This is a genomic window from Modestobacter sp. SYSU DS0290 (genome assembly GCF_054050955.1).
Map to the genome: position 1 here is coordinate 19923 of NZ_JBJHAI010000026.1, position 20275 is coordinate 40197.

A 20275-nucleotide genomic window follows, 5' to 3' on the forward strand; every position below is an offset into this window, starting at 1 on the left:
TCCACCGTCAGGTGGGCGGGGGCCGGTCGCGTGCGGCGGTGGTGGTCAGCGGCGCCGCCCCCGGCGGAACCAGGCCAGCGGACCGATCCAGCCCACCGCGATGGCCAGCGCCCACCGGGCCTTGCTGCCGTTCACCTCGGCCGCCGGCCGGGTGGCGAGGTCGGCCCAGGCGCTGGCGGCCAGGGACAGCTGCACCGAGCCCAGCGTCAGCACCACCGCCCGCTGGCGGTCGGTCAGCTCGGCCCACGGGCGCAGCCACACCGGTCGCCGTCGTCCACCGCGCCCGCGCTGCGACACCGGCTCCGGGTGCTCGTCCATCGTCTCCTCCTCGCCGTGCGGTCGGCCCGTCCGGCTCCAGCCTGCACCGTCGGGCCGCGTGGTGCGGTGGCCGGGGGCGTCGCTGCCCGGGACCTTCGACCCGTGTGCAGCACGGACCCCAGCCTCTAGCGTGGGGGACCGGCGCGCCCGGAGACACCGGTGCGGGAGAGGCAGGCAGCTGGTGAGCACGGATGCGGCGACCACCCCGGTGCGGGTGTTCCTGCTCGACGACCACGAGATCGTGCGGCGGGGCGTCGCCGACGTGCTGGAGACCGACCCGGGCATCACCGTGGTGGGCGAGGCGAAGAACGCCGCCGAGGCGCTGGCCCGGGTGCCCGCGCTGCGCCCGGACGTCGCGGTGCTCGACGTGCGGCTGCCGGACGGCGACGGCGTCAGCGTCTGCCGCGAGCTCCGCTCGAGGATGCCCGACCTCGCGGTCATCATGCTGACCAGCTACAGCGACGACGAGGCGCTCTTCGAGGCGATCATGGCCGGCGCCGCCGGCTACCTGCTCAAGCAGATCCTCGGCCACGACCTGGTCTCCGGCGTGCGCACCGTCGCCGGGGGCGGTTCGTTGCTCGACCCCACCGCCGCCGCGGCCGTGATGGAACGGATGCGCCGGGCCGCCGAGCCGGCCGGGCCGCTGGCGAAGCTCAGCGACCAGGAGCGCACCGTGCTCGAGCTCATCGGGGAGGGGCTCACCAACCGGCAGATCGGCGAGCGGATGTTCCTGGCCGAGAAGACCGTCAAGAACTACGTGTCGCACCTGCTGGCCAAGCTCGGCCTGGAGCGGCGCACCCAGGCGGCGATCCTCGCCACCGAGCTGCGCGGCGGCTCGGGCCCGGTGGCGCAGCGGGTGCCCCGCCGCTGATCGGCCGGTGTCGGTCAGGCGCCGGCGAGGGGCGCGGTGACCGGCCTGGTCGCGGGCGTGGTGGCGGTGCCCAGCGTGATGCGCCGGCCCCGGAGCAGGGTCGTGCCGATCGCCACGTAGCAGGGGTCGTCGGCGGGTGCCCAGGCGCGGGCGCCGGTCGCGTCCAGCGCCGCGACCTCCACCGGGTCGCCGATCAGCCGGGAGGCGCCGACGACGGTCACGTTCCACCCGGTGCGGTCGGCCCGGTCGTGCTCGTCGACCTCGAAGGCGACGACCGCGCCCCGGCTCGCGGCGGCGACCTTGCTGCCGCGGCGGGTGGGGATGACGATCTCCGCGCCCACGACGGCGAAGGAGACCGGCTGGATCGCCGGCAGCGCCCCCTCGGTGTAGGCGATCCGCCCGATGGCGGCGGTCTGCAGCAGCAGCCGGCACTCTGCGTCACTGAGCACCTCGAGGACGCGGTCGGTCACGGGTTCCTCCTGGGCGCGCGGGCGGTCGACCGTGCCGTGCACGATCGTCTGCCGTTCCACTGTGCCCCGTCGGGCCGTGCGGCACCCGGGTCCTAGGTCCCGACCCGGCGGGGGTCCTGCCCGGCCGGCGGCTGCCGCGCGGTGGGTCAGCCGCGGCCGGGGACCGGCAGGGGTGCGCACCAGCGCAGCCGGGTGCCGCCCTCCGGCAGCGCCACCACGTCGCTGTGCCCACCCCACCGGCGGGCCCGCTCCTGCATGTTGCGCAGACCGCTGCGCGCCACGGTGGCGCCGATGCCGCGCCCGTCGTCGACCACCTCGAGCACCACCTCGTCGGCGACGTCGAGCGTCACCGTCACGTGCCGCGCGCCGGAGTGCCGGGCCGCGTTGCTCACGCCCTCCCGGACCACGGCCTCGACGTCGACCGCCAGTTCACCGGTGACCAGGTTGTCGACCGCGCCGGACATCCGCACCGTCGGGTGCAGCCCGTCGCCGGTGCCCTCGGTGACGACGTCCAGCACGCGCCGCCGCAGGCTGTCGGCGTGGTCGGCGCCGTCGGTGGTGTGCAGGTCGAAGATGGTGGTGCGGATGTCGCGGACCGTCTCGTCCAGCTGGTCGATCACCCCGCGCAGGCGCTGCTGCACGGCGGGGTCGCGGACCCGGCCGGTCGCCGCCTGCAGGCTCAGCCCGGCGGCGAACAGCCGCTGGATCACGTGGTCGTGCAGGTCCCGGGCGATCCGGTCGCGGTCCTCGTAGACGTCGAGCTGACGGGCCACCTGCTGGCGCACGGCCATGTCCAGCGCCAGCGCGACCTGGTCGGCGAAGGAGCTGATCAGCGGGCCCAGCGTCGGGTCGAAGGGGTCGCGCCCGCCGCGGCGGCAGGCGATCACCACCGCGGTCTGGCTGTCGGCGCCCCGCAGCGGGACGGCGATCACCGGCCCCCAGGACGGCTGCGTGCCGGGCCCGGCGGCATCCAGCCCCGACACGTCCAGGGTGACCACGCCGTCGGCCTCCGCGACCGCCGCCAGGACGGGGCTGTCGGCCAGCCCCACGGTGCTGCCGGCGAGGCCGTGGAGGTCCTCGCCGCGCTGGGCCTGCACCTCGAAACGGTCGGCGCCGTCGGTGGCGCGGACCAGCCAGGCGCCGTCGGCGTCGGTGAGCTCGGCGACCCGGTCGACCACCAGCTGGAAGGCGGCCTCGGGCGAGAGGCCACCCAGCAGGGCGGCGCGGACGTCGGCCACGGCGGTCAGCCAGCGACGGCGGACCTCGCCCTCGGCGTAGAGCCGCGCGTTGTCGATCGCGATGCCGGCCGCGCCGGCGAGCGCGGTGAGCACCGCCTCGTCCTCGGCGGTGAAGGCGCCGCCACGCTTCTCGGTCATGTAGAGGTTGCCGAACACCTCGCCGCGGACGAGCACCGGGACGCCGAGGAAGCTGCGCATCGGCGGGTGGTGCGCCGGCATGCCGACCGAGGCCGGGTGGGTGCTCAGGTCGGTGATGCGGAGCGGGCGCGGGGCGGTGATCAGCTGACCGAGCACGCCCTTGCCCTCGGGCAGGTGGCCCATCCGGGCCGCCAGCTCCTCGTCGATGCCGACGGTGATGAACGCGCCGAGCCCACCGCTGGGGCGCAGCACCCCCAGCGCCCCGTAGCGGGCGTCGACGAGCCCGGTGGCCGCCTCCACGATCTGCCGGAGGGTCGCGTCCAGGTCCAGGCCGCTGGAGACGCTGAGGAAGGCGTCGAGCAGGTCCTGGACCCGCTCCTGCGAGCGGGCGACGGCGGCCAGCCGCTCCTGCACCTCACCGAGCAGCTCGGTCAGGCGCATGCCGGCCAGCGGCGAGGGCGCCGCAGGCGCGGGCTCGGTGGCGTCGGTGCGGGGCGCGCGGCTGCTCATCGCGCCCAGATTGGCACTGCTCCTGCGGTGCGGGGAGCCCGGGGTGCCCGTTCCCGGACGCGGCGGAGCCGCGGACCCGGGACCCTCGGCGCGGCGGCCCGTGGGACGGGCGCTTCCCGGGTGCGCGGATCGGCGGCATCCTCGGACGGGCAGCCGCGACCGCGGTTCCAGGAGGGAGTTCGGGATGGACCGGAATGCGGAGTGCCGGGCCCGGGAGGTCGGGGACGTGGTGGTCGGGGACGTCGCCGTCCGCCGGGTGGCGTCCGGGGCGACGGCGACCGGGGGCCTCGCGGTGGGCAGCTGGGCGGTCGGTGCGCTCGCCGTCGGCTCGTTCGCTGCCGGGGGCCTCGCGGTGGGGGCACTGGCGATCGGGCTGCTGCGCATCGGCCGGCTCACCGTCCGCCGGGCGGAGTTCGGCGAGCTGCGGGTGGACCGTCTCGTGGTCGGTGGGCGGGAAATGGGCTGACCGCCGCCGGCGGCCTCAGCCGCGGGCGGCCTCGAGCTCGGCGAGCGTCGGCGGGTCCGCGCCCGGCCGGGTGCAGGCGAGCGCGGCGACCAGCGCCGCGTCGTCCAGCAGCGCGACGAGGTCGGCGTCGGGGAGGCCGAGCAGCGTCGGCCGGTCGAGCACGCCGGTGCGCACCAGCCCGGCGAACAGCCCGGCGGCGAGGCTGTCGCCCGCGCCCACGGTGTCGACCACCCGCACCGCCGGCACCTCCCGGCGCAGCAGTGGCCCGCCGGGCCGGGCGGCGCGCAACGGCCGGCCGCCGTCGGTGACCAGCACGAGCGCCGGCCCCTCGGCCGCCCAGCGGGTGGCGGCCTCGTCCAGGTCGGCGCCGGGCTCCAGCCACGCCAGGTCCTCGGCGCTGACCTTGACGACGTCCGCGGTGCGCCGCAGGCGGGTGACCCGCGCGCGGACGGCCTCGGCGTCGTCGGTGAGCGTGGGCCGGACGTTGGGGTCGAAGCTGACCAGCGCCGTCCCCTCCGCGCGGACCCGGGCGACCAGCCCGGCGATCGCCTCGGACCCCGGTGGCGTCCAGCTGGAGATCGACCCGACGTGCACGATCCGGGTGCCGGCCGGCCAGACCCGGTCCAGCTCCTCGGCGGTCCACTGCCAGTCGGCTGCGCCCCGGGTGTGGAAGGAGTAGCTGCCCGACCCGTCCTCGGCCAGCGCGACCACCGCGAGGCTGACCGGGTCGCCGGCGGGGAGCAGCGCGTCGGTGGCCACGCCGTTGCGCGCGGCGTGGCCGCGCAGCAGCTCCCCGAACGGCCCGGCGCCGACCCGCGCCATCAGGTGCGTCGGGGCGCCCAGCCGGGCCGCGGCCACCGCCACGTTCAGCGCGTTGCCGCCGGGGAAGGCGGTGTACTGCGGCGGGGGAGGGGAGTCGGGCCGGGTGCCCGGCGCGGCGGTGTCCCCGGCGGCCGGTGCGGCCGGGATCAGGTCGACGACCAGCTCCCCGCAGACGGTGATCACCGCCACACCGTAGCGGCGCGCGGCGCGGTCAGCCGAGCGAGGCGATCAGGTCGCGGCAGGCCTGCTCGCACCGGCGGCAGGCCTCGGCGCAGACCCGGCAGTGCTCGTGCATCTCGGCGTGCCGGCTGCACTCGTCGCCGCAGGCCCGGCAGGCGGCGGCGCAGGCCTCCAGCACCGCGCGGGTCAGGTTGGCGTCGTAGCCGGTGTGCCGGGACAGCACCCGGCCGGTGGTGTCGCAGACGTCGGCGCAGTCGGCGTTGGTGCGGATGCAGGTGGTCAGCTCGGCGACCATGTCCTCGCTGAGGCAGGCGTCGGCGCAGGCGGTGCAGGCCTGGGCGCACTCGAAGCAGGCCTCGATGCACGCCAGCAGCTTCTCCCGGTCGATCCCGCCGAGGTCCTTGGGGTAGGTGTCCAGCATCTGCGCGGCGACGGTCATGCGGTCCTCCTGGTGTCCGAACGGTGCGGCCGACGGCGCCGGCCACGCGGTCCCGGCTGCGCTACCCCGCCCACCAGGGGATGCACCTTTGCGATCGGGTGACGGAACGCCACATGCGCGACGCAGGGCTTCCCGGACGCCGTCTCACCGCTCAGGGTGGACGCATGGTCTCCGTCTGGGTACAGAGCGTGCACAACCTGCACTGCCCCCGATGCGACAGCCGGCTCGTCGAGCAGGCCGGGCGCTTCGCCGTTGCCGAGCGGCCGGCGCCGGTCTACGTCGGCGAGGTGGGCACCCTGCAGTGCCCCGAGGCGCACGTGCTGCCGCCGCGCGACGTCCTCTACGCGCACCGGGAGCAGCGCGGCCTGCCCCGGGCAGCTCCGGTGCTGGAGGTCGACGCGCCCTCCGCGGAGCGGCCGCTCACGATGGTGGAGCGGTGAGCAGCGGGGCGTAGTCCTCCGCCCGCAGCGGCGCCGAGGTCAGCTCGCCCGACGGCAGCGGCGCCTCGACCGGGAGACCGTTCCGGCTCAGCAGCACCTGCTCCACCCCGGGCAGGCTGGTCGCGGTCAGCACGATCTGCGCGACCGTGCGCCGGCTGTCCCGGCCCGACGGCGCGTCGACGTCGTCCTCGAACGAGACGGTCGCCGTCGTGCCGGAGAGGTCGGCCAGCTCCAGCTCGGTGCCCGGCGGCAGGGCGGTCGACAGCTGGTCGTCCCGCTCGGCGCGGGTCGGGCCCTCGGTGAGGTCGCCGAGCAGGTCGGCCAGTCGACCGGCGGTCCCGCCCGGGGGGACCGCGCGCGGCCGGGGGACCAGCACGTCCGTGGCGTCGACCAGGTACACCTGTGGCTGGCCGGCACTCGGCCGCGCCGGCACGGCCGACGACGGCGCGGTGCTGGGGGAGGCGAGGGCCGAGGGCACCTGGGAGGTGGGGATCGCCTCCGGCGGCCCACCGGTGGGCACGCCGCAGGAGGCCAGCGCTAGCGGCACCGTGAGGGCGATCGCGGTGCAGGCCAGGGCGGCGAGATGACGCGGCGCCCTCACGACGCCGCCGCCGGCAGTGCGATGCTGAAGCGGGCTCCGCCGGCGGGGCTGGGCGCGCACCAGGCGGCGCCCCCGAGGTGGCTGGCGGTCTCCGCGACGATCGCCAGGCCCAGCCCGGCGCCGGGCAACGACCCGCGGGCGGCGCGGGGCCCGCGGGCGAACCGCTCGAACACCCGCTCCCGGTCCTCGGTGGCCACGCCCGGGCCGGCGTCGTCGACGTGCAGCACGACGGAGTCCCCGAGGCGCTGCACCTGCACCGCGCTGAGCCCGCCGGCGTGCCGGTCGGCGTTCTCCACCAGGTTCCGCACCGCCCGCTCCAGCGGGAGCTTGCGCGCCAGGACGGTGGTGCTGGGGTCGTCGTCGGCGGTCAGCAGGTCGACCGGGTGACCGGTGCGCTCGAGCACCTCCCGCACCAGGGCCGCGACGCTCACGACCGGCGGGGCCGCCCCGGGTGACGCGTCGGCGTCGGGGGCGTCGCGTGCGTTGTCCAGCTTGGCCAGCTCCAGCAGGTCGTCGAGGGTGCGGCGGAAGCGGTCCAGCTCGGACTGCACCAGCGTCAGCGCCTCACGCCCCCGCGGGGTGAGGTCGTCGCGTCGGCCGGCCAGCACCTCCACGGTGGTCACCAGGCTGGTCAGCGGGCTGCGCAACTCGTGGCTGACGTCGCCCACGAAGCGGGCGTCCCGCTCGATCCGGGCCGACAGCGCGTCGACCATGCTGTTGAAACTGCCCACGATCGCCACCAGGTCGGGGTCGTCGGTGGGCGGCAGCCGGGTGGCCAGGTCGCCGCCGGCGATCGCGGTGGCCGCGCCGGCCACCTGCTCCAGCGGCTGCACCGCGCGGCGGCTGGCCCAGCTGCCGAACGCCGCGCCGGCGAGGGTGGCCGCGCCCGCGCCGGCGGCGAGCACCGCTCCCAGGGTGCGCAGCGAGAGCTCCAGCTCGGTCAGCGCCGACAGCTCGTAGAACTCCACGTCGGTGCCGGGCAGCCGGGTGCCGACCACCACCCGCGGCCCGACCCGCGAGTCGGTGCGTGCGGTCGCCGGCTCACCGCTGGCCACCTGCTCCTGCAGCGCCGGCGGCACGTCGCGCGCGCCGACCTCCAGGCTGGAGGAGTACCAGGAGCCACCGCTGCGCACGACGACGTCCGCGCCTCCGGAGGGCACCAGGTCGCCGAGCACGTCACCCACCTCGGTGCCGGCGGTGGACAGCCGGCTGCGGAGCAGGCTCGCGTCGGAGAACGCCTGCCGGACGGCGGAGCGCTCCCGCTGGTCGAGCAGGTAGTTGCGGGCCAGCACGAAGGTGGTGACCACCAGGACCGCGGAGACCAGCAGCGTGCCCGCGGCGAATCCCAGCACGATCCGGGCGCGCAGCCCCCGTGGACGCTGGGTCCATCTCACTGCATGCCCAGACTCACTGCACGTCCAGCCGGTACCCCAGCCCGCGCACGGTGACCACGACCTGCGGGTTGCCCGGGTCCAGCTCGATCTTGGTGCGCAGCCGCCGCACGTGCACGTCGACGATCCGCTCGTCGCCGAAGAACCCGTGCTCCCAGACCCGGCTGAGCAGGTCCTGGCGGCTGAGCACCCGGCCGGGCACCGACGCCAGCTCGCAGAGCAGCCGGAACTCGGTCAGCGTGAGGGCCAGCTGCTCCTCGCCGCGGTGCACGGTGCCGGCCTCCTGGCGCAGCACCAGCGGCGCGTCGGCGTGGGAGTCCAGCACCGCCTCCGGCGTGGGCTGCTCCGCCGTACCCGGTCGCGGGGCACCGCTGGACACCCGCCGGCGCAGCGCGCGCAACCGGGCGGTGACCTCCTTGAGCTGGAAGGGCTTGGTCACGTAGTCGTCCGCACCGGCCTCCAGCGCGGCGACGATGTCGTGGGTGTCGGCCCGGGCGCTGACGACGATGATCGGGAGGTCGTGCTCCCGCCGGACCTCGCGGATCACGGCGAAGCCGTCCATCGCACCGAGCATCAGGTCGACCAGCATCAGGTCGGGGACGGCGGCGGCGACGCGGCGAACCGCGTCCTCCCCGTCGACCGCCTCCTCGACCAGGTAGCCCTCGTCCTCGAGTGCCCAGCGGAGCGCAGTGCGGATGTGGTCGTCGTCCTCGACGACGAGGAGACGCGGCGGCACGGGGGACATGCTGCCATCGCCGCCGGTGAGCGACGTCGCCGCGGGGTGGTCGTCATCGGATCGCAAACGAACGGATGGGTCGATCGTCACCCCCCGCGGGCACGCTGACCACTGACCGCACCGAGCCCCGCGGCGGCCCGAGGAGGACCGGATGACCACCAGCACCGCAGCCCGCGAGACCACTGCGCGACCGGACTCGGGGCGACCGGACTCGGGGCGACCGGACTCGGGGCGACCGGACTCGGGGCGACCGGACGAGGCCGTGGGCGACGAGCGGCTGGTGCACCTCTGCGAGGCGGACGTGTGCGACGGGCTGGCCGACGTGCGGTGGCTGCTGCACCAGGCGCTGCTCGGCGGCGCGCGGCGGATCGTCGTCGACCTCACCGAGGTGCCGCACCTGGCCAGCCCGGCGCTGGCCAGCTTCCTGTGGGCGCACCGCATCTGCCGCGCCCGCGGGGGTGCCGTCGTGCTGCGCGGTGCGGACCGACGCACCCAGGACGTGCTGCGCCGCACCGGGCTGCAGCACGTGCTGCAGGTCGAACCGCGGCGGCCCCGGGTGGCTGCGTGACCGGGTCCGTGCACGAGCCGGGGGCGGCCTACCTGGAGTTCGTCGACGCCCAGGCCGGTGCGATCCGCGCCGGTGGGCGGCTCAGCGTGCAGGGCGCCGACCTGATGCACGGCGCCGTCCTGGTCCTGCAGGGCCGCGGGCACCGGCGGGTGACCCTGGATCTGGCGGGGGTGCAGGACGTCGACGACGACGGCCTGCACGCCCTCCGTTCGCTGCAGGACGCGATGTCGGCCACCGGGCGGGAGCTGGTGCTGCTGCACCCGCCTGCCGGGGTGGGCGCGCGGTGAGCGCCCGGCGGAGCTGCCCCGGGTGCGGGGCGCACGACCCGGAGGAGGTCAGCGACCCCGGCGACGACCCGGCCTGGTGGTCGCGGCTGCGCTGCCGCGACTGCCGCTACGAGTGGGCTGCCGGCGTCTGAGCGTCCTGCTCGGGCGCGGAGCCGGTGACCACCACGTCCGGGCCACCGTCCGCTGACGGGGTGTGCCCGGTGCCGCCGGCCGGTGCGGGCAGGTCGCGCTCGTCGGTGACCGCCTCGCCCCGGGCCACCATCCCGGCGACGTCGGACAGCGGGATCTCCTTGATCAGCAGCGCCAGCACCAGGGCGATGCCGAATGCGGGCAGCAGGTAGCCGAACACCGGGGCCAGCGAGTCGGCGTAGGCGGCGACGATCGCCTCGCGCAGCGGCTCACCGGCGGCCTGGACCGCCGCGGGGACGAGCGTGTCCGGGGAGACGATCCCCGCCGCCGCGGCCTCCTCGGCGTTGGCGGTCAGCGCGACACCCAGGTTGTCGGCCAGCCGGCTGGTGAAGATGGTGCCGAACACCGCCACACCGAGGGTTGCGCCGACCTCGCGGAAGTAGTTGTTGGTCGCCGTCGCCGAGCCGATGTCGCGCGCCGAGACGGCGTTCTGCGCGACCAGCACCACGATCTGCATGATCAGGCCGAGCCCCAGCCCCATGACGAACAGCTGGGTGCCGACCACCCACACCGGTGTCTGCCCGCTGAGCGTGGTCATCCACGCCATGGCCGCGGCGACGGTGGCCACCCCGGCCACCGGGAAGACCTTGTACCGGCCGGTCCGGGTGGTCGCGATGCCCGACCCGATCGCGGTGATGAACAGGCCGCCCATCATCGGCAGCATCAGCAGGCCGGAGTTGGCCGCCGAGGTGCCCGAGGCCATCTGCAGGAAGGTCGGCACGAAGGCCACCGCGGAGAACATCCCGAGCCCCACGGCGGCGCCCAGCGCGGTGGCCACCACGAAGCTGCGGTTGCGGAACAGTGACATCGGGATGATCGGCTGGGCCGCGCGCAGCTCGACGCGGACGAACGCGACCGCGGAGACGGCGAACAGCGCCATCAGCCCGAGGGTCCGCGGGTCGGTCCATCCGTCGCTGCCGCCGAGGTCGGTGAAGAAGATCAGCGACGCGGTCGCCGAGGACAGGGTGATCACGCCGAGCACGTCGACCGGTTCGGTGTTCCGCTTGCGCGGCAGGGCGAGGGCGAACCAGGCGACGACGAGTGCGGCCACGCAGATCGGCACGTTGATCCAGAAGCACCACTGCCAGCCCAGGCTGGGGTGGTCGGTGAAGAACCCGCCGACCAGCGGCCCGGCCACCGCCGAGAGGCCGAAGACCGCACCGAGCGGCCCCATGTACTTGCCGCGCTCCCGCGCCGGGACGATGTCGGCGATGATCGCCTGGGACAGGATCATCATCCCGCCGCCGCCGAGGCCCTGGACCCCGCGCCAGAGGACGAACGCGCCGAAGCTGGGGGAGAGGGCGGCGCCGACGCTGGCCACGGTGAACAGGCCCAGCGCGACCAGGAACAGGGTGCGCCGGCCGAACAGGTCGCCGAACTTGCCGTAGACCGGCATGACCAGGGTGCTCGCCAGCAGGTAGGCGGTGGTCACCCAGGCCATCTGGGAGACGCCGCCCAGGTCGCCCACGATCGTCGGCATCGCGGTGGAGATGATCGTCTGGTCCAGGCTGGAGACCAGCATGCCGGCGACGAGCGCCGAGAAGATGAGGTTGATCCGCCGTCGGGTCAGGACGATCGGCGGGGCGCCGGCGGGCGCGGGGGTCGCGGTGGACACGGGTCTCCTCGGGAGGGTCAGGGCGTGACGGGCGGGCGGGGCGCGAGCGCGGCGACGTAGGCGGCCCGGGTCCGGTCGATGTGGCTGTGCAGGGGCGAGCCGTCGTCGGCGTCGATCCAGCTGCGGCCGGCCAGGCGGAGCAGCGCCTGGGCGGTGGTGGCCAGCGCGGTGCAGCCGAGGTCGGGCTCGGGCAGACCCCGACGGGCGGCGACGAGCGCGGCGATCTCCGCCTCGTGCGCGATCTCCCGGGCGATGTGGCCGGCCAGCAGCCGGGGCTCGGCCTGGGCGAGCTGCATCGCCTGCAGCAGGCCCTCCCGACCTTCCTGCTCGACCAGCTCGGTCGGGTCCAGCAGCAGGAGCAGGTCGCTCAGCAGGTCACCGGTCGGGCCGCCGGCCAGGAAGGCGGCCCGCGCCTCCGGGCTGCCGGAGGACGGGTCCTCGCCGAGGAGCGCCGCCTCCTTGGACTCGAAGTAGTTGAAGAAGGTGCGCAGGGAGACCCCGGCGGCGGCGCAGACCTGCTCGACGGTGACGCCGTCGAGGCCGTGCTCGAGGGCGAGGGCGGTGGCGGCGGCGCGGAGCTGGCGGCGGGTGGCCGTCTTCTTCGCCTCGCGCAGCCCGGGAGATCCTTGCACGACGTGCATTGTTGCACGGCGTGCAAGCAACGGGGGGCATGCCACCCGTTCGGGTTCGCCGGTGGCCCTCAGCCCGGCGTGCCGGCCCCGGCGAGCGCGGTCACCAGCCCGGCGGCGAGCCCCACGGCGAGGACCCCGACCGCGCCGGCGGCCGCGGCGCCCCGCGCCCACGGGCGGTCGGGCGGCTCCGGCACGTCGCCCCGTTCGTCGCGCCCGGCGTCCGCCTGCCCGTCGTCCCGGGACAGCGCGGGCACCAGCCACCGCAGGTAGTAGGCCAGGCTGACCACGGTGTTCACCGCGGCGACGACCACCAGCCAGGCCAGGCCGCCGTCCCACGTGGCGGTGAAGACGGTCAGCTTGCCGAGGAAGACCGCCGTGGGCGGGGTGCCGACCAGGCTGAGCAGCGCGATCACCAGCGCGGCGGCCTGCCCCGGGCGCCGCCGCGCCAGGCCCCGGGAGTCGGTGAGCGCCGTCGTCCGCGGGTCGCCGGCGAGCACCGCGAACGCGGTGAGGTTGGAGACCGCGTAGCCGATGAGGTAGGTCAGCAGCGCCGGCACCGCGGCGTCGGTGGCGTCGAGGACGGCCACCGGCATGAGCAGGTACCCGACCTGGCTCACCGTCGACCAGCCCAGCAGCCGGCGGGCGTCGGTCTGCCCGAGCGCGGCGAGGTTGCCCAGCGTCATGGTGACCGCGGCGAGCACCCCGATCAGCAGCGGCCAGGGCAGCGAGCCGGGCAGCACGTCGACGAGCCGCGCCGTCGCCACCAGGGCCCCGACCTTCGGCACGGTGGTGAGGAAGGCCGCCGCCGCGGTGCCCGCGCCCTGCGTCGCGTCGGGCACCCAGAAGTGCAGCGGCACCCCGCCGGCCTTGAAGAGCAGGCCGCCCAGCACGCCGACCGCCCCGACGGCGACCGCGGCCGCGGGGGCGCCGGCCAGCCCGTCGGCCAGGCCCGCGTAGGCGGTGCTCCCGGCCACGCCGAACAGCACGCTGCAGCCCAGCAGCAGCAGGATGCCGGACAGCGCGCCGAGCAGGTAGGTCTTCAGCGCGGCCTCGGCGGCCCGGGCGGTGCGGCCCAGCCCGACGAGCGCGTACAGCGGGATGCTGGACAGGAGGAACCCGACCGCCAGCACCAGCAGGTCGTCGGTGGCCGCGAGCACCACCGCGCCGAGCGACCCGAGCAGCAGCAGCGCGTAGGTCTCGCTCTCGCGCACCTGCCCGGCGAGCTCCTCGACCCCCAGGCCGATCACCAGCAGGGTCGAGGTGATGACGACCAACCGGGCGATGCCGGTCGGGGTGTCGAGGACGAAGGCGCCGAACACCGTCCGTGCCGGGTCGCCCAGGGCGAGCGCCGCGGCCACGCCGGCGGCGAGCAGGGCGGCGGCCGCGACCAGCCGGGCTTCCCACTGCCGCTGCTGGGGCAGGAACGAGCCGGCCAGCAGGGTGGCGACTGCGCCGGCGAGCAGGCAGATCTCCGGCAGCAGGGCCAGCGGGTCCATGTCGATCACCTGCGGGGCGATCACCGCGGGGCCCCGGTCATCGGCTCACCAGGTCCACGACGAGGGACGCGGCCGGGGCGATGACGTCCAGCAGCGGCCAGGGGACGACGCCGATGGCCAGGGAGAGCGCGAGCAGCCCGACGACCGGGGCCGCCTGCACCGCCCGCACGTCGGTGAACCCGACCGACCGGCCGCGGGTCTCCCCGGTGAAGACCTGCTGCAGGGCACGCAGGAACAGCGCGGCGGTGAGCAGGATGCCCGGCAGCGCCATCGCCGCCCACGCCGTCGCCCCGATGCTGCCGGCGAAGACCTGGAACTCCGCGACGAACCCGCTGAAGGCCGGGATGCCCAGCGAGCCGAACGCGGCGACGGCGAACAGGCCGGCGAGGACCGGCGCGGTCCGGGCCAGCCCGCCGTACTCGCCCATGGCGTAGCTGCCGGTGCGCTGGTGCAGCACCCCGGCGAGCAGGAAGAGCGCTCCGGTGAGCAGCCCGTGGCTGACCATCTGGGTCACCGCGCCGGTGACCGCGAGCTCCCGGGCCGCCGTCCCGCTGCCGACCAGGCCGGCCGCGCCGACCGCCACGAGCACGTACCCCATGTGGTTGATGGAGGTGTAGGCGATCATCCGCTTGAGGTCGGTCTGGGCCAGCGCGACCAGCGCCCCGTAGAGCACCGAGGCGATGCCCACGGCGAGCACCACCCAGGCCGCGCCCTGCCAGGCGTCCGGCATCGCCGGCATCGCGATCCGGACGAACCCGTAGGTGCCCATCTTCAGCAGCACCGCCGCCAGCACCGCCGACCCGATGGCCGAGGCGTCGGTGTGCGCCGGCGGCAGCCAGGTGTGGAAGGGGATCGTGGGCGTCTTGATCGCCAGCCCGACCAGCAGCGCGGCCAGCACGAACCCGGCGGCGACGGGGGAGTCGGCCAGCGGCGCGGCGGCCACCAGCTCCGGGATGTCGAAGGTGTGCGGGTCGGCCGCCAGGTACAACCCGATGAAGCCCAGCAGCAGCGCGAGGCTGCCGAGGAACGTGTAGAGGAAGAACTGCAGCGCCGAGCGGCCGGCGTCCCGGCCGTGGCCCCAGCCGGCGATCGCCGCGTACATCCCGACGATCGAGAGGTCGAAGAAGAGGAAGAACAGGATCAGGTCCTGGGCCACGAACAGACCCAGGCAGGTGGCCTGCAGGGCCAGGAAGAGCGCGGCCAGCTTCCGCGGTCGCCGGTCCTCGCGCAGCGAGTACACCGCACAGGCGCAGAAGACGACGGCGGTCAGCGCCACCAGCGGCAGCGACAGCCCGTCGACGCCGAGGTGGTAGCTGCTGTTGACCGAGGGGATCCACCGGACCTGCACCTCGTGTGCCAGGCCGCCGCCGGCCGGTGTCTCGTAGCCGACGCACAACGCGATCACCAGGGCCAGGTCGGCGGCGGTCGCCGCCACCCAGGCCCAGCGTGCGGTGCTGTCGGACACCCGCACCAGGGCGAGCGCCGCCGCAGCGACCAGCGGCAGGAACACGATCACGGTGAGCACGTGGGGACTACCTTCCGACCAGCAGGAGGGCCAGCGCGGCGGCGAGCACCACGACGGCCTGGACGTAGTACTGGTGCAGCAGGCCGGTCTGGGCGCGCCGGGACAGGGCGCCCAGCCGCCGGGTGCCGGTGGCCAGGGCGCGGACCAGCCGGTCGGGCCCGGCCAGGTCGGCCCGGCCCGTCGCACCGGCCAGCCGCACGGTCGACCGGCCCGCGCCCGCGGTGACGGGGGCCAGCGCGCCGTCGTCGAACCGGCCCAGGGCGCCAGCGGCGCGCAGCGCCGACCGGCCGGCCCCGGTCGTCGCCCGGGCGAGCACCCGGTCGTCGAAGCGGGCACAGACCTCTGCGGTGCGCCGCACCGGCCGGACGACGAGCAGCTCGGTGGCGCGGGCCAGCCCCAGCCAGTTCGCCAGCCACCCGACCCGATCGGCCTTCCGCCAGAACGGCCACCTCGGCGACAGCAGGACGACGGCGACCGCCAGCGCCGCGGACAGCACCATCTCCCAGACCGAGGCGGTGGGGGAGCCGGTGTCGCCGAGGGCGCGGCGCAACGCCTCCCCGACCGGCGGGAGGGCGAGCAGTCCCAGCACCGCGGCGCCCGCGGCGAGGACCACCAGCGGTGCCTGCTGCAGTCCGCCGACCCGGCGGGTGCCCTCCTCCTCGGTGTCGTAGGCGGGGTCGGCCGGCACCGGCCGCCAGACCAGCCACAGCACCTTGCCGGCGTAGCCGGCCGACAGGGCAGCGGCCGCCAGCCCCACCAGGTACAGCGGCAGCGACTCCTCCCGCGCCCCGGCGAGCACCGCGTCCTTGGTGGCCCACAGCGACAGCGGGACGACGCCGGCCAGGGCAAGCGCCCCGAGCGCGGCGCACACCCCGACCACGCGCCAGCGCCGGGCGGCGCCGTGCAGCGCGGTCAGCTGCTTGGTGCCCAGCGCGCTCAGCCACGCCCCCGCCACCAGGAACAGCAGCGCCTTGGTGGCGGCGTGCGCGATCAGGTGCGCGGTGCCCCCGGCGACCGAGCCCACCCCGGCGCCGAGGACGACGAAGCCGAGCTGGGCCGCGGTGGAGGCGGCCAGCAGCTGCTTGAGGTCGCGCTGCGCGACGGCGACCGCACCGAGCAGCAGCGCGGTCAGCGCACCCACCCAGGCGGCGGTCGGGCCGGCCCAGCCGGTCGCGGCCAGCAGCGGCTCCGTGCGCAGCAGCAGGTAGCCGCCCATCGCGACCATCGCCGCGGAGTGCAGCAGCGCGCTGACCGGGCTGGGCCCCTGCATCGCCGCCGACAGCCACGCGGTGAACGGCAGCTGCGCGGCCTTGCCCAGCGCCGCGACGAGCACCCCGGCGGCGGCGACGTGCAGCCACGGACCGCCGGCCGCCGCCAGTTCGTCCAGGGCGAGTCCGGTGCCGCCGGCCAGCGCGGCCCCGGCGGCGAGGTAGAGCCCCAGGTCGGCGGTCCGGGTGGTGAGGAACGCCGTCAGCCCCGCCCCGACCCGGTGCTGCTCCTGCCAGCGGAAGCCGATCAGCGCGTAGGAGGTCGCGCCCATCACCTCCCAGGCGAACAGCAGGGTGGGCAGCGTGCTCGCCACGACCGTGACGACCACTGCCGCGAGGAAGAGCAGCATCTGCCCGGTGAACCGGCTCCGGGCGCGTTGGAAGGGGGCGTCGACGTCGCCGGCGGAGAAGACCAGCACCAGCAGGGCCACCGCGGCCACCGCGGGGAGCACGACCGCGGCCAGCGCGTCGACCGCGAGCCCGAACGGCGCGCCCGGCAGGAAGGGGGCGGTGGTCGCCGGCCGGCCCAGGGCGACGGTGACCGCCAGCGCGAGCACGACCGCGGCCGTCGCCACCCCGGCCGGCAGCGCCGCCCGGTCGCCCCGCCGGCCGAGCACGCACAGCACGGCGCCCACGGCGGCCGGCAGCGCGGCCGTCGCCCACAGGGCTGGGGTCACTGGGAGAGCTCCGTGGCCATGTCGGTCATGTCCGACTGCCTGGCCCGGTGCAGCAGTGTCGCGACGGCGAACCCCATCGCCATCTCCACCGTCATCGCGGTGATGACCACGAGCAGCAGCACCTGGCCGTCGGGGGAGGGGGAGAGGAACCACCAGAAGGCGGCCGCGGCCAGGATGACGCCGTTGAGCATCAGCTCCAGCCCCATCATCACCATGACGACGACCTGCTGGGAGATCGCGCCGTAGAGGCCCACGCTGAACAGCGCGGCGGCCACCACCAGCACCGTCTGCAGGGTCATCGGCCCGCCCTCCGGCGCAGGTCGGCACCCATCCGGTCGTAGCGGCTGCGCGGCAGGGCCAGCACCAGGGCGGCGACGATCGTGGCGAAGAGGACCGGCGACACGGTCAGCATCACCAGCATCTTCGACTCCATGACCGCCTCGCCCAGTGACGTCACCAGGTCGGCGGCGGGTGCGCCGCGGCGGGTGGGCCAGGGCACCAGCACCGCACCGGCGGCCAGCACGACGAAGGTGCCGATCGAGACCGCCAGGGCCGGGCGCTTCCCGTGCACCATGCTCATCGGCATGAGCGCGGGGTTCATCCCCATGAACATGATCATGTAGATGGCCATGATCGCCATCTCCATCACCATCATCAGCACGGTGATCACGCCGAGGAACTGCAGGTCGAACAGCAGCAGCGTCAGCCCGACGGCGACGAACGACGCCGCGAGCGCGTAGGTGGCCCGGGCCATCGAGTCGACCCGGAAGACCGCGACCCCGGCGGCGACCGCGATCACCCCGAGCACCCAGAAGACGATCCCGCTCAGCACTGCCTCACCCCCGGACCACGACGACGGACACGACGAGCAGCTGCAGCAGGGTCAGCGGCAGCACGACCAGCCAGGCGGGTGCGACCAGCCGCTCCGGCCGGAGCACCGGCAGCCGGCGCCGCAGCGCCACGAACACCGCGAGCAGGACGGCGGTCTTGAGCAGCGTCCACAGCCAGGCCGGCAGCAGCGGCCCCTGGCCACCGCCGAGGAAGGCGGTGGCGCCGAACGCTGCCCCCGCGGTGAGCAGCGCGTAGCGGCCGGCGGCGAGCAGCCAGCGGTCGACGCCGGAGGTCTCGGCGAGCACCCCGCCGGCGGTCGTGGCCCCCGCCGCCGCGGCGAACGGGCCCCAGACGGAGAAGGCGAGCACCGCGCCGCAGAACACCACGAAGGCGACCGGCATCCAGACGACGAACCACAGGCCCTGCTGCGCCGTGACCAGGTCGCCGAGCCGCAGGCTGCTCGCGGCCACGGCGGGGGTGGTCAGCGCGAACATCAGCGGCAGCTCGTAGGCCAGCGCCTGGGCCAGGAACCGGAAGCCGCCGACCAGGGCGTGGGCGCTGTTGGGGCCCCACCCGGCCAGCCAGATCGCCGCCCACAGCAGCACGTCCATCGCGTTGAACCAGACGACGCCCACCGCGAGGTCGGCGACCGTCCACCCGCCCAGCGGCACCACGACCACCATCAGCAGCGCCGCGGTGAGCAGCCCGGCGCCACCGACCCGCCAGAGCAGGACGTCGGCGGCGAGGGTGCTGCGGCGGCGCTGCCGGAACAGCCGCGCCGTCTCCGCGACCGGGGTCAGGAAGCCGCCCGCCGGCCGGTGACCGTGCGATCGGGCCGCGAGGGCGCCGTCGAGGCACGCGGCAGCGGCCGCGACGGCCAGCAGCAGCGCCGCCGCCAACGGCACCCACGCGGAGGAGACCTGGTCGACCGTCACGACGCCGCCTCCGCCGGGGCGGGGTCGGGTGTCTCCAGGTCCGCGGTGTCCAGGTCGAGGCTGGCCACGACGAGCCGGGCGGCGGCCAGGTCGAGCCCGGTGACCAGGTCGGCGACGTCGCCCAGGGTGGTCGGCCGGGCGGAGGCCGTGCCGTCCAGCCAGTGCAGCAGCCGGTCGTGGGCATCACCTTCGGGCAGCTCGCCCAGCCCGCGCAGCGACGCGCGCAGCAGCCGGGACCGCCGGATCCGGCGGGCCAGCCGGTCGGCGTCCCGCTGGTGCAGCTCCCCGTCGAGCGCGGCGTCGCGGAGCCGGGCGGCGCGCACCGCCGCGTCGGTCCAGCCGGCGAGGGCGAGCAGCGTGGCGACGGCGTCCCAGCGGCCCGCAGCGGAGCGGTGCACGTCCTGCGCGAGCGGGGGCTGCCCGTCGGCCGGCAGCACCTCCGGGGTCGCCGCGACCACCAGGTCGCCCTGCAGCGTGGTGTGCAGCAGCAGGCCGGCGGGCCAGTGCGGCAGCACCGGCCCCAGTGGCAGGTGCAGCACGTCCAGGTCGAGGCCGTCGGGGTCGGCGAGCTGGTCGTCGCCGCCGGCGCCGGCCAGCCCGATGCCGCCCGGCATCGGCATGCCCATGTCCATGTCGCCGTGGTCCATGTCGCCGTGGTCCATGTCGCCGTGGTCCATGTCGCCGTGGTCCATGTCGCCGTGGTCCATGTCGCCGTGGTCCATGTCGCCGTGGTCCATGTCGCCGTGGTCCATGTCGCCGTGGTCGGCCATCGCATGGTCGTCGTCGGGACCCGGGTCGTCGAAGCCGGCCGGCTCCGCCGCGCCGTCCCCGCCCTCCGCCGTGCGCTCGCCGGGCACCGGGTCGGTCGCACCGGTGCCGGGCGCCGGCTCGGCGGGCCGGTCCGCCGCGTCGCGGCGCTGGCCGGCGTCGTCGGCGAGCTCGGCCAGTGCGGCGTCGAGCGCGGCCGCCACCGCGGCGGGCTCGTGCACGGCCGTGCGGGCGCGCGGGCCGGGCAGCTGGGTCCAGACGTGGTCGACCGCGGCCGCCAGCCGGGGCCCGGGCCGCCCGCAGACGACGAGCAGGTCGGCGTCCGCGGGGGAGAGCGCCAGCCGCCAGCCCCGGTCCCGCGCATCCCGCTCCACGGCGCACCGGGTCGCTGCCCAGCCGGGTGCCTCGGTGACGAGCACCGCGGTGCGCCGGGTGGCCAGCCGGGTGATCAGGCCCATCGCAGCGCACCCTCGCGCCAGGCCCACAGCACCCCGGCCATGAGCACGCCGAGCAGGACGAACATCTCGACGATCGCGGAGGTGCCGATCGTGGCGACGACCGTCGCCCACGGGTACATGAACAGCATCTCGACGTCGAAGGCGAGGAACAGCAGGGTCAGCGGGTAGTACCGGGCCTCGAACCGGGAGAGTGCGTGCTCGGTGGGGCGCCAGCCCGACTGGAAGGGCAGCGCGGGCACCGCACCGGGAGCCACTGCGGTGCGGCGGTGCACCAGGTGTGCGACCAGCGCGCCGCCGACGGCGAGTCCGAGCATCAGGGCCGCGCTCAGGTAGGCGGACACCTGCACCTCCACGACGTCGAACCCGATGCTGACCGCCGCCGCATACCCGTGCACCCGCACGGGTA

The 20275-nt window shown here is 75.8% G+C and carries 24 protein-coding genes; 6 read left to right on the plus strand and 18 right to left on the minus strand.

The window, feature by feature from the left end:
* Positions 1 to 45: 45 nt before the first annotated feature.
* On the minus strand, positions 46 to 318 hold the full coding sequence (locus ACI795_RS17475; RefSeq protein WP_457076840.1) for a hypothetical protein: 273 nt from the start codon (positions 316 to 318) through the stop codon (positions 46 to 48).
* Positions 319 to 499: 181 nt separating this feature from the next.
* Here ACI795_RS17475 and ACI795_RS17480 point away from each other — a divergent pair, with 181 nt between their 5' ends.
* Positions 500 to 1189, plus strand: a complete 690-nt coding sequence (locus ACI795_RS17480) for a response regulator (RefSeq protein ID WP_457076841.1) — start codon at positions 500 to 502, stop codon at positions 1187 to 1189.
* Positions 1190 to 1203: 14 nt separating this feature from the next.
* Here the strand turns inward: ACI795_RS17480 and ACI795_RS17485 are convergent, their stop codons facing one another.
* Positions 1204 to 1659, minus strand: a complete 456-nt coding sequence (locus ACI795_RS17485; protein WP_457076842.1) for a pyridoxamine 5'-phosphate oxidase family protein — start codon at positions 1657 to 1659, stop codon at positions 1204 to 1206.
* A 146-nt stretch (positions 1660 to 1805) separates the two neighbouring features.
* On the minus strand, positions 1806 to 3545 hold the full coding sequence (locus ACI795_RS17490; RefSeq protein ID WP_457076843.1) for a GAF domain-containing protein: 1740 nt from the start codon (positions 3543 to 3545) through the stop codon (positions 1806 to 1808).
* A gap of 184 nt (positions 3546 to 3729) precedes the next feature.
* Here ACI795_RS17490 and ACI795_RS17495 point away from each other — a divergent pair, with 184 nt between their 5' ends.
* Positions 3730 to 4011, plus strand: coding sequence for a hypothetical protein (locus ACI795_RS17495; protein ID WP_457076844.1), 282 nt, complete (start codon positions 3730 to 3732; stop codon positions 4009 to 4011).
* Between the two features lie 15 nt (positions 4012 to 4026).
* Here the strand turns inward: ACI795_RS17495 and ACI795_RS17500 are convergent, their stop codons facing one another.
* On the minus strand, positions 4027 to 5016 hold the full coding sequence (locus ACI795_RS17500; RefSeq protein WP_457076845.1) for a PfkB family carbohydrate kinase: 990 nt from the start codon (positions 5014 to 5016) through the stop codon (positions 4027 to 4029).
* 28 nt (positions 5017 to 5044) lie between these two features.
* On the minus strand, positions 5045 to 5452 hold the full coding sequence (locus ACI795_RS17505) for a four-helix bundle copper-binding protein (protein ID WP_457076846.1): 408 nt from the start codon (positions 5450 to 5452) through the stop codon (positions 5045 to 5047).
* Between the two features lie 164 nt (positions 5453 to 5616).
* Between ACI795_RS17505 and ACI795_RS17510 the strand changes: the two genes are divergently transcribed.
* Complete coding sequence (locus ACI795_RS17510) at positions 5617 to 5892, plus strand: hypothetical protein (RefSeq protein WP_457076847.1); 276 nt, start codon at positions 5617 to 5619, stop codon at positions 5890 to 5892.
* Here the strand turns inward: ACI795_RS17510 and ACI795_RS17515 are convergent.
* Genes ACI795_RS17515 through ACI795_RS17525 form a run of 3 tightly spaced genes read right to left on the minus strand, consistent with a single transcriptional unit; the run spans position 5873 to position 8629 of the window.
* The gene (locus tag ACI795_RS17515) at positions 5873 to 6493 is read right to left on the minus strand and encodes a GerMN domain-containing protein (protein WP_457076848.1); all 621 of its coding nucleotides are present in this window, start codon (positions 6491 to 6493) and stop codon (positions 5873 to 5875) included. The genes ACI795_RS17510 and ACI795_RS17515 overlap by 20 nt on opposite strands.
* Positions 6490 to 7887, minus strand: coding sequence for a sensor histidine kinase (locus tag ACI795_RS17520; protein WP_457076849.1), 1398 nt, complete (start codon positions 7885 to 7887; stop codon positions 6490 to 6492). Before ACI795_RS17520 ends, ACI795_RS17515 begins: the two co-directional genes overlap by 4 nt.
* A gap of 13 nt (positions 7888 to 7900) precedes the next feature.
* Positions 7901 to 8629: a response regulator gene (locus ACI795_RS17525; RefSeq protein WP_457076850.1), complete on the minus strand. Its 729-nt coding sequence runs from the start codon at positions 8627 to 8629 to the stop codon at positions 7901 to 7903.
* Positions 8630 to 8771: 142 nt separating this feature from the next.
* On the opposite strand from ACI795_RS17525, the gene ACI795_RS17530 reads away from it, so the two are divergent.
* The 3 genes from ACI795_RS17530 to ACI795_RS17540 are packed head-to-tail and all read left to right on the plus strand — an operon-like array spanning position 8772 to position 9606.
* Positions 8772 to 9188: an STAS domain-containing protein gene (locus ACI795_RS17530; protein ID WP_457076851.1), complete on the plus strand. Its 417-nt coding sequence runs from the start codon at positions 8772 to 8774 to the stop codon at positions 9186 to 9188.
* A complete protein-coding gene (locus ACI795_RS17535) occupies positions 9185 to 9475 on the plus strand; it encodes an STAS domain-containing protein (RefSeq protein ID WP_457076852.1) in 291 nt (96 codons plus the stop codon). Before ACI795_RS17530 ends, ACI795_RS17535 begins: the two co-directional genes overlap by 4 nt.
* On the plus strand, positions 9472 to 9606 hold the full coding sequence (locus ACI795_RS17540; RefSeq protein ID WP_457076853.1) for a hypothetical protein: 135 nt from the start codon (positions 9472 to 9474) through the stop codon (positions 9604 to 9606). Before ACI795_RS17535 ends, ACI795_RS17540 begins: the two co-directional genes overlap by 4 nt.
* On the opposite strand, the gene ACI795_RS17545 is transcribed toward ACI795_RS17540, so the two are convergent.
* The 10 genes from ACI795_RS17545 to ACI795_RS17590 all read right to left on the minus strand — a co-directional run bounded on the left by ACI795_RS17545 (position 9582) and on the right by ACI795_RS17590 (position 20264).
* Positions 9582 to 11279, minus strand: a complete 1698-nt coding sequence (locus ACI795_RS17545; RefSeq protein WP_457076855.1) for an MDR family MFS transporter — start codon at positions 11277 to 11279, stop codon at positions 9582 to 9584. The genes ACI795_RS17540 and ACI795_RS17545 overlap by 25 nt on opposite strands.
* A 17-nt stretch (positions 11280 to 11296) precedes the next feature.
* Complete coding sequence (locus tag ACI795_RS17550) at positions 11297 to 11911, minus strand: TetR/AcrR family transcriptional regulator (protein WP_457076856.1); 615 nt, start codon at positions 11909 to 11911, stop codon at positions 11297 to 11299.
* Between the two features lie 68 nt (positions 11912 to 11979).
* Entirely contained in the window at positions 11980 to 13431 is a 1452-nt protein-coding gene (locus ACI795_RS17555) for an NADH-quinone oxidoreductase subunit N (protein WP_457076857.1), read from the minus strand.
* Positions 13432 to 13444: 13 nt separating this feature from the next.
* The gene (locus ACI795_RS17560) at positions 13445 to 14932 is read right to left on the minus strand and encodes a complex I subunit 4 family protein (RefSeq protein ID WP_457076859.1); all 1488 of its coding nucleotides are present in this window, start codon (positions 14930 to 14932) and stop codon (positions 13445 to 13447) included.
* A 7-nt stretch (positions 14933 to 14939) separates the two neighbouring features.
* On the minus strand, positions 14940 to 16877 hold the full coding sequence (locus ACI795_RS17565; protein ID WP_457076860.1) for a proton-conducting transporter transmembrane domain-containing protein: 1938 nt from the start codon (positions 16875 to 16877) through the stop codon (positions 14940 to 14942).
* On the minus strand, positions 16874 to 17176 hold the full coding sequence (locus tag ACI795_RS17570) for an NADH-quinone oxidoreductase subunit NuoK (protein ID WP_457076861.1): 303 nt from the start codon (positions 17174 to 17176) through the stop codon (positions 16874 to 16876). Before ACI795_RS17570 ends, ACI795_RS17565 begins: the two co-directional genes overlap by 4 nt.
* Positions 17173 to 17709 (minus strand): NADH-quinone oxidoreductase subunit J, encoded by a 537-nt coding sequence (locus ACI795_RS17575; RefSeq protein ID WP_457076862.1) that lies wholly within the window; start codon positions 17707 to 17709, stop codon positions 17173 to 17175. Before ACI795_RS17575 ends, ACI795_RS17570 begins: the two co-directional genes overlap by 4 nt.
* Positions 17710 to 17713: 4 nt before the next feature.
* Positions 17714 to 18643, minus strand: a complete 930-nt coding sequence (locus ACI795_RS17580) for an NADH-quinone oxidoreductase subunit H (RefSeq protein WP_457076863.1) — start codon at positions 18641 to 18643, stop codon at positions 17714 to 17716.
* Positions 18640 to 19869 (minus strand): hypothetical protein, encoded by a 1230-nt coding sequence (locus ACI795_RS17585; RefSeq protein ID WP_457076864.1) that lies wholly within the window; start codon positions 19867 to 19869, stop codon positions 18640 to 18642. Before ACI795_RS17585 ends, ACI795_RS17580 begins: the two co-directional genes overlap by 4 nt.
* Positions 19860 to 20264 (minus strand): NADH-quinone oxidoreductase subunit A, encoded by a 405-nt coding sequence (locus tag ACI795_RS17590; RefSeq protein ID WP_457076865.1) that lies wholly within the window; start codon positions 20262 to 20264, stop codon positions 19860 to 19862. Before ACI795_RS17590 ends, ACI795_RS17585 begins: the two co-directional genes overlap by 10 nt.
* Positions 20265 to 20275: the final 11 nt, after the last annotated feature.

Coding starts and splice junctions, on each gene's coding strand:
- ACI795_RS17570 (WP_457076861.1), bottom strand. CDS start 17,176: ATGACCCTGCAGACGGTGCTGGTGGTGGCCGCCGCGCTGTTCAGCGTG.
- ACI795_RS17585 (WP_457076864.1), bottom strand. CDS start 19,869: ATGGGCCTGATCACCCGGCTGGCCACCCGGCGCACCGCGGTGCTCGTC.
- ACI795_RS17530 (WP_457076851.1), top strand. CDS start 8,772: ATGACCACCAGCACCGCAGCCCGCGAGACCACTGCGCGACCGGACTCG.
- ACI795_RS17510 (WP_457076847.1), top strand. CDS start 5,617: ATGGTCTCCGTCTGGGTACAGAGCGTGCACAACCTGCACTGCCCCCGA.
- ACI795_RS17505 (WP_457076846.1), bottom strand. CDS start 5,452: ATGACCGTCGCCGCGCAGATGCTGGACACCTACCCCAAGGACCTCGGC.
- ACI795_RS17525 (WP_457076850.1), bottom strand. CDS start 8,629: ATGTCCCCCGTGCCGCCGCGTCTCCTCGTCGTCGAGGACGACGACCAC.
- ACI795_RS17490 (WP_457076843.1), bottom strand. CDS start 3,545: ATGAGCAGCCGCGCGCCCCGCACCGACGCCACCGAGCCCGCGCCTGCG.
- ACI795_RS17495 (WP_457076844.1), top strand. CDS start 3,730: ATGGACCGGAATGCGGAGTGCCGGGCCCGGGAGGTCGGGGACGTGGTG.
- ACI795_RS17475 (WP_457076840.1), bottom strand. CDS start 318: ATGGACGAGCACCCGGAGCCGGTGTCGCAGCGCGGGCGCGGTGGACGA.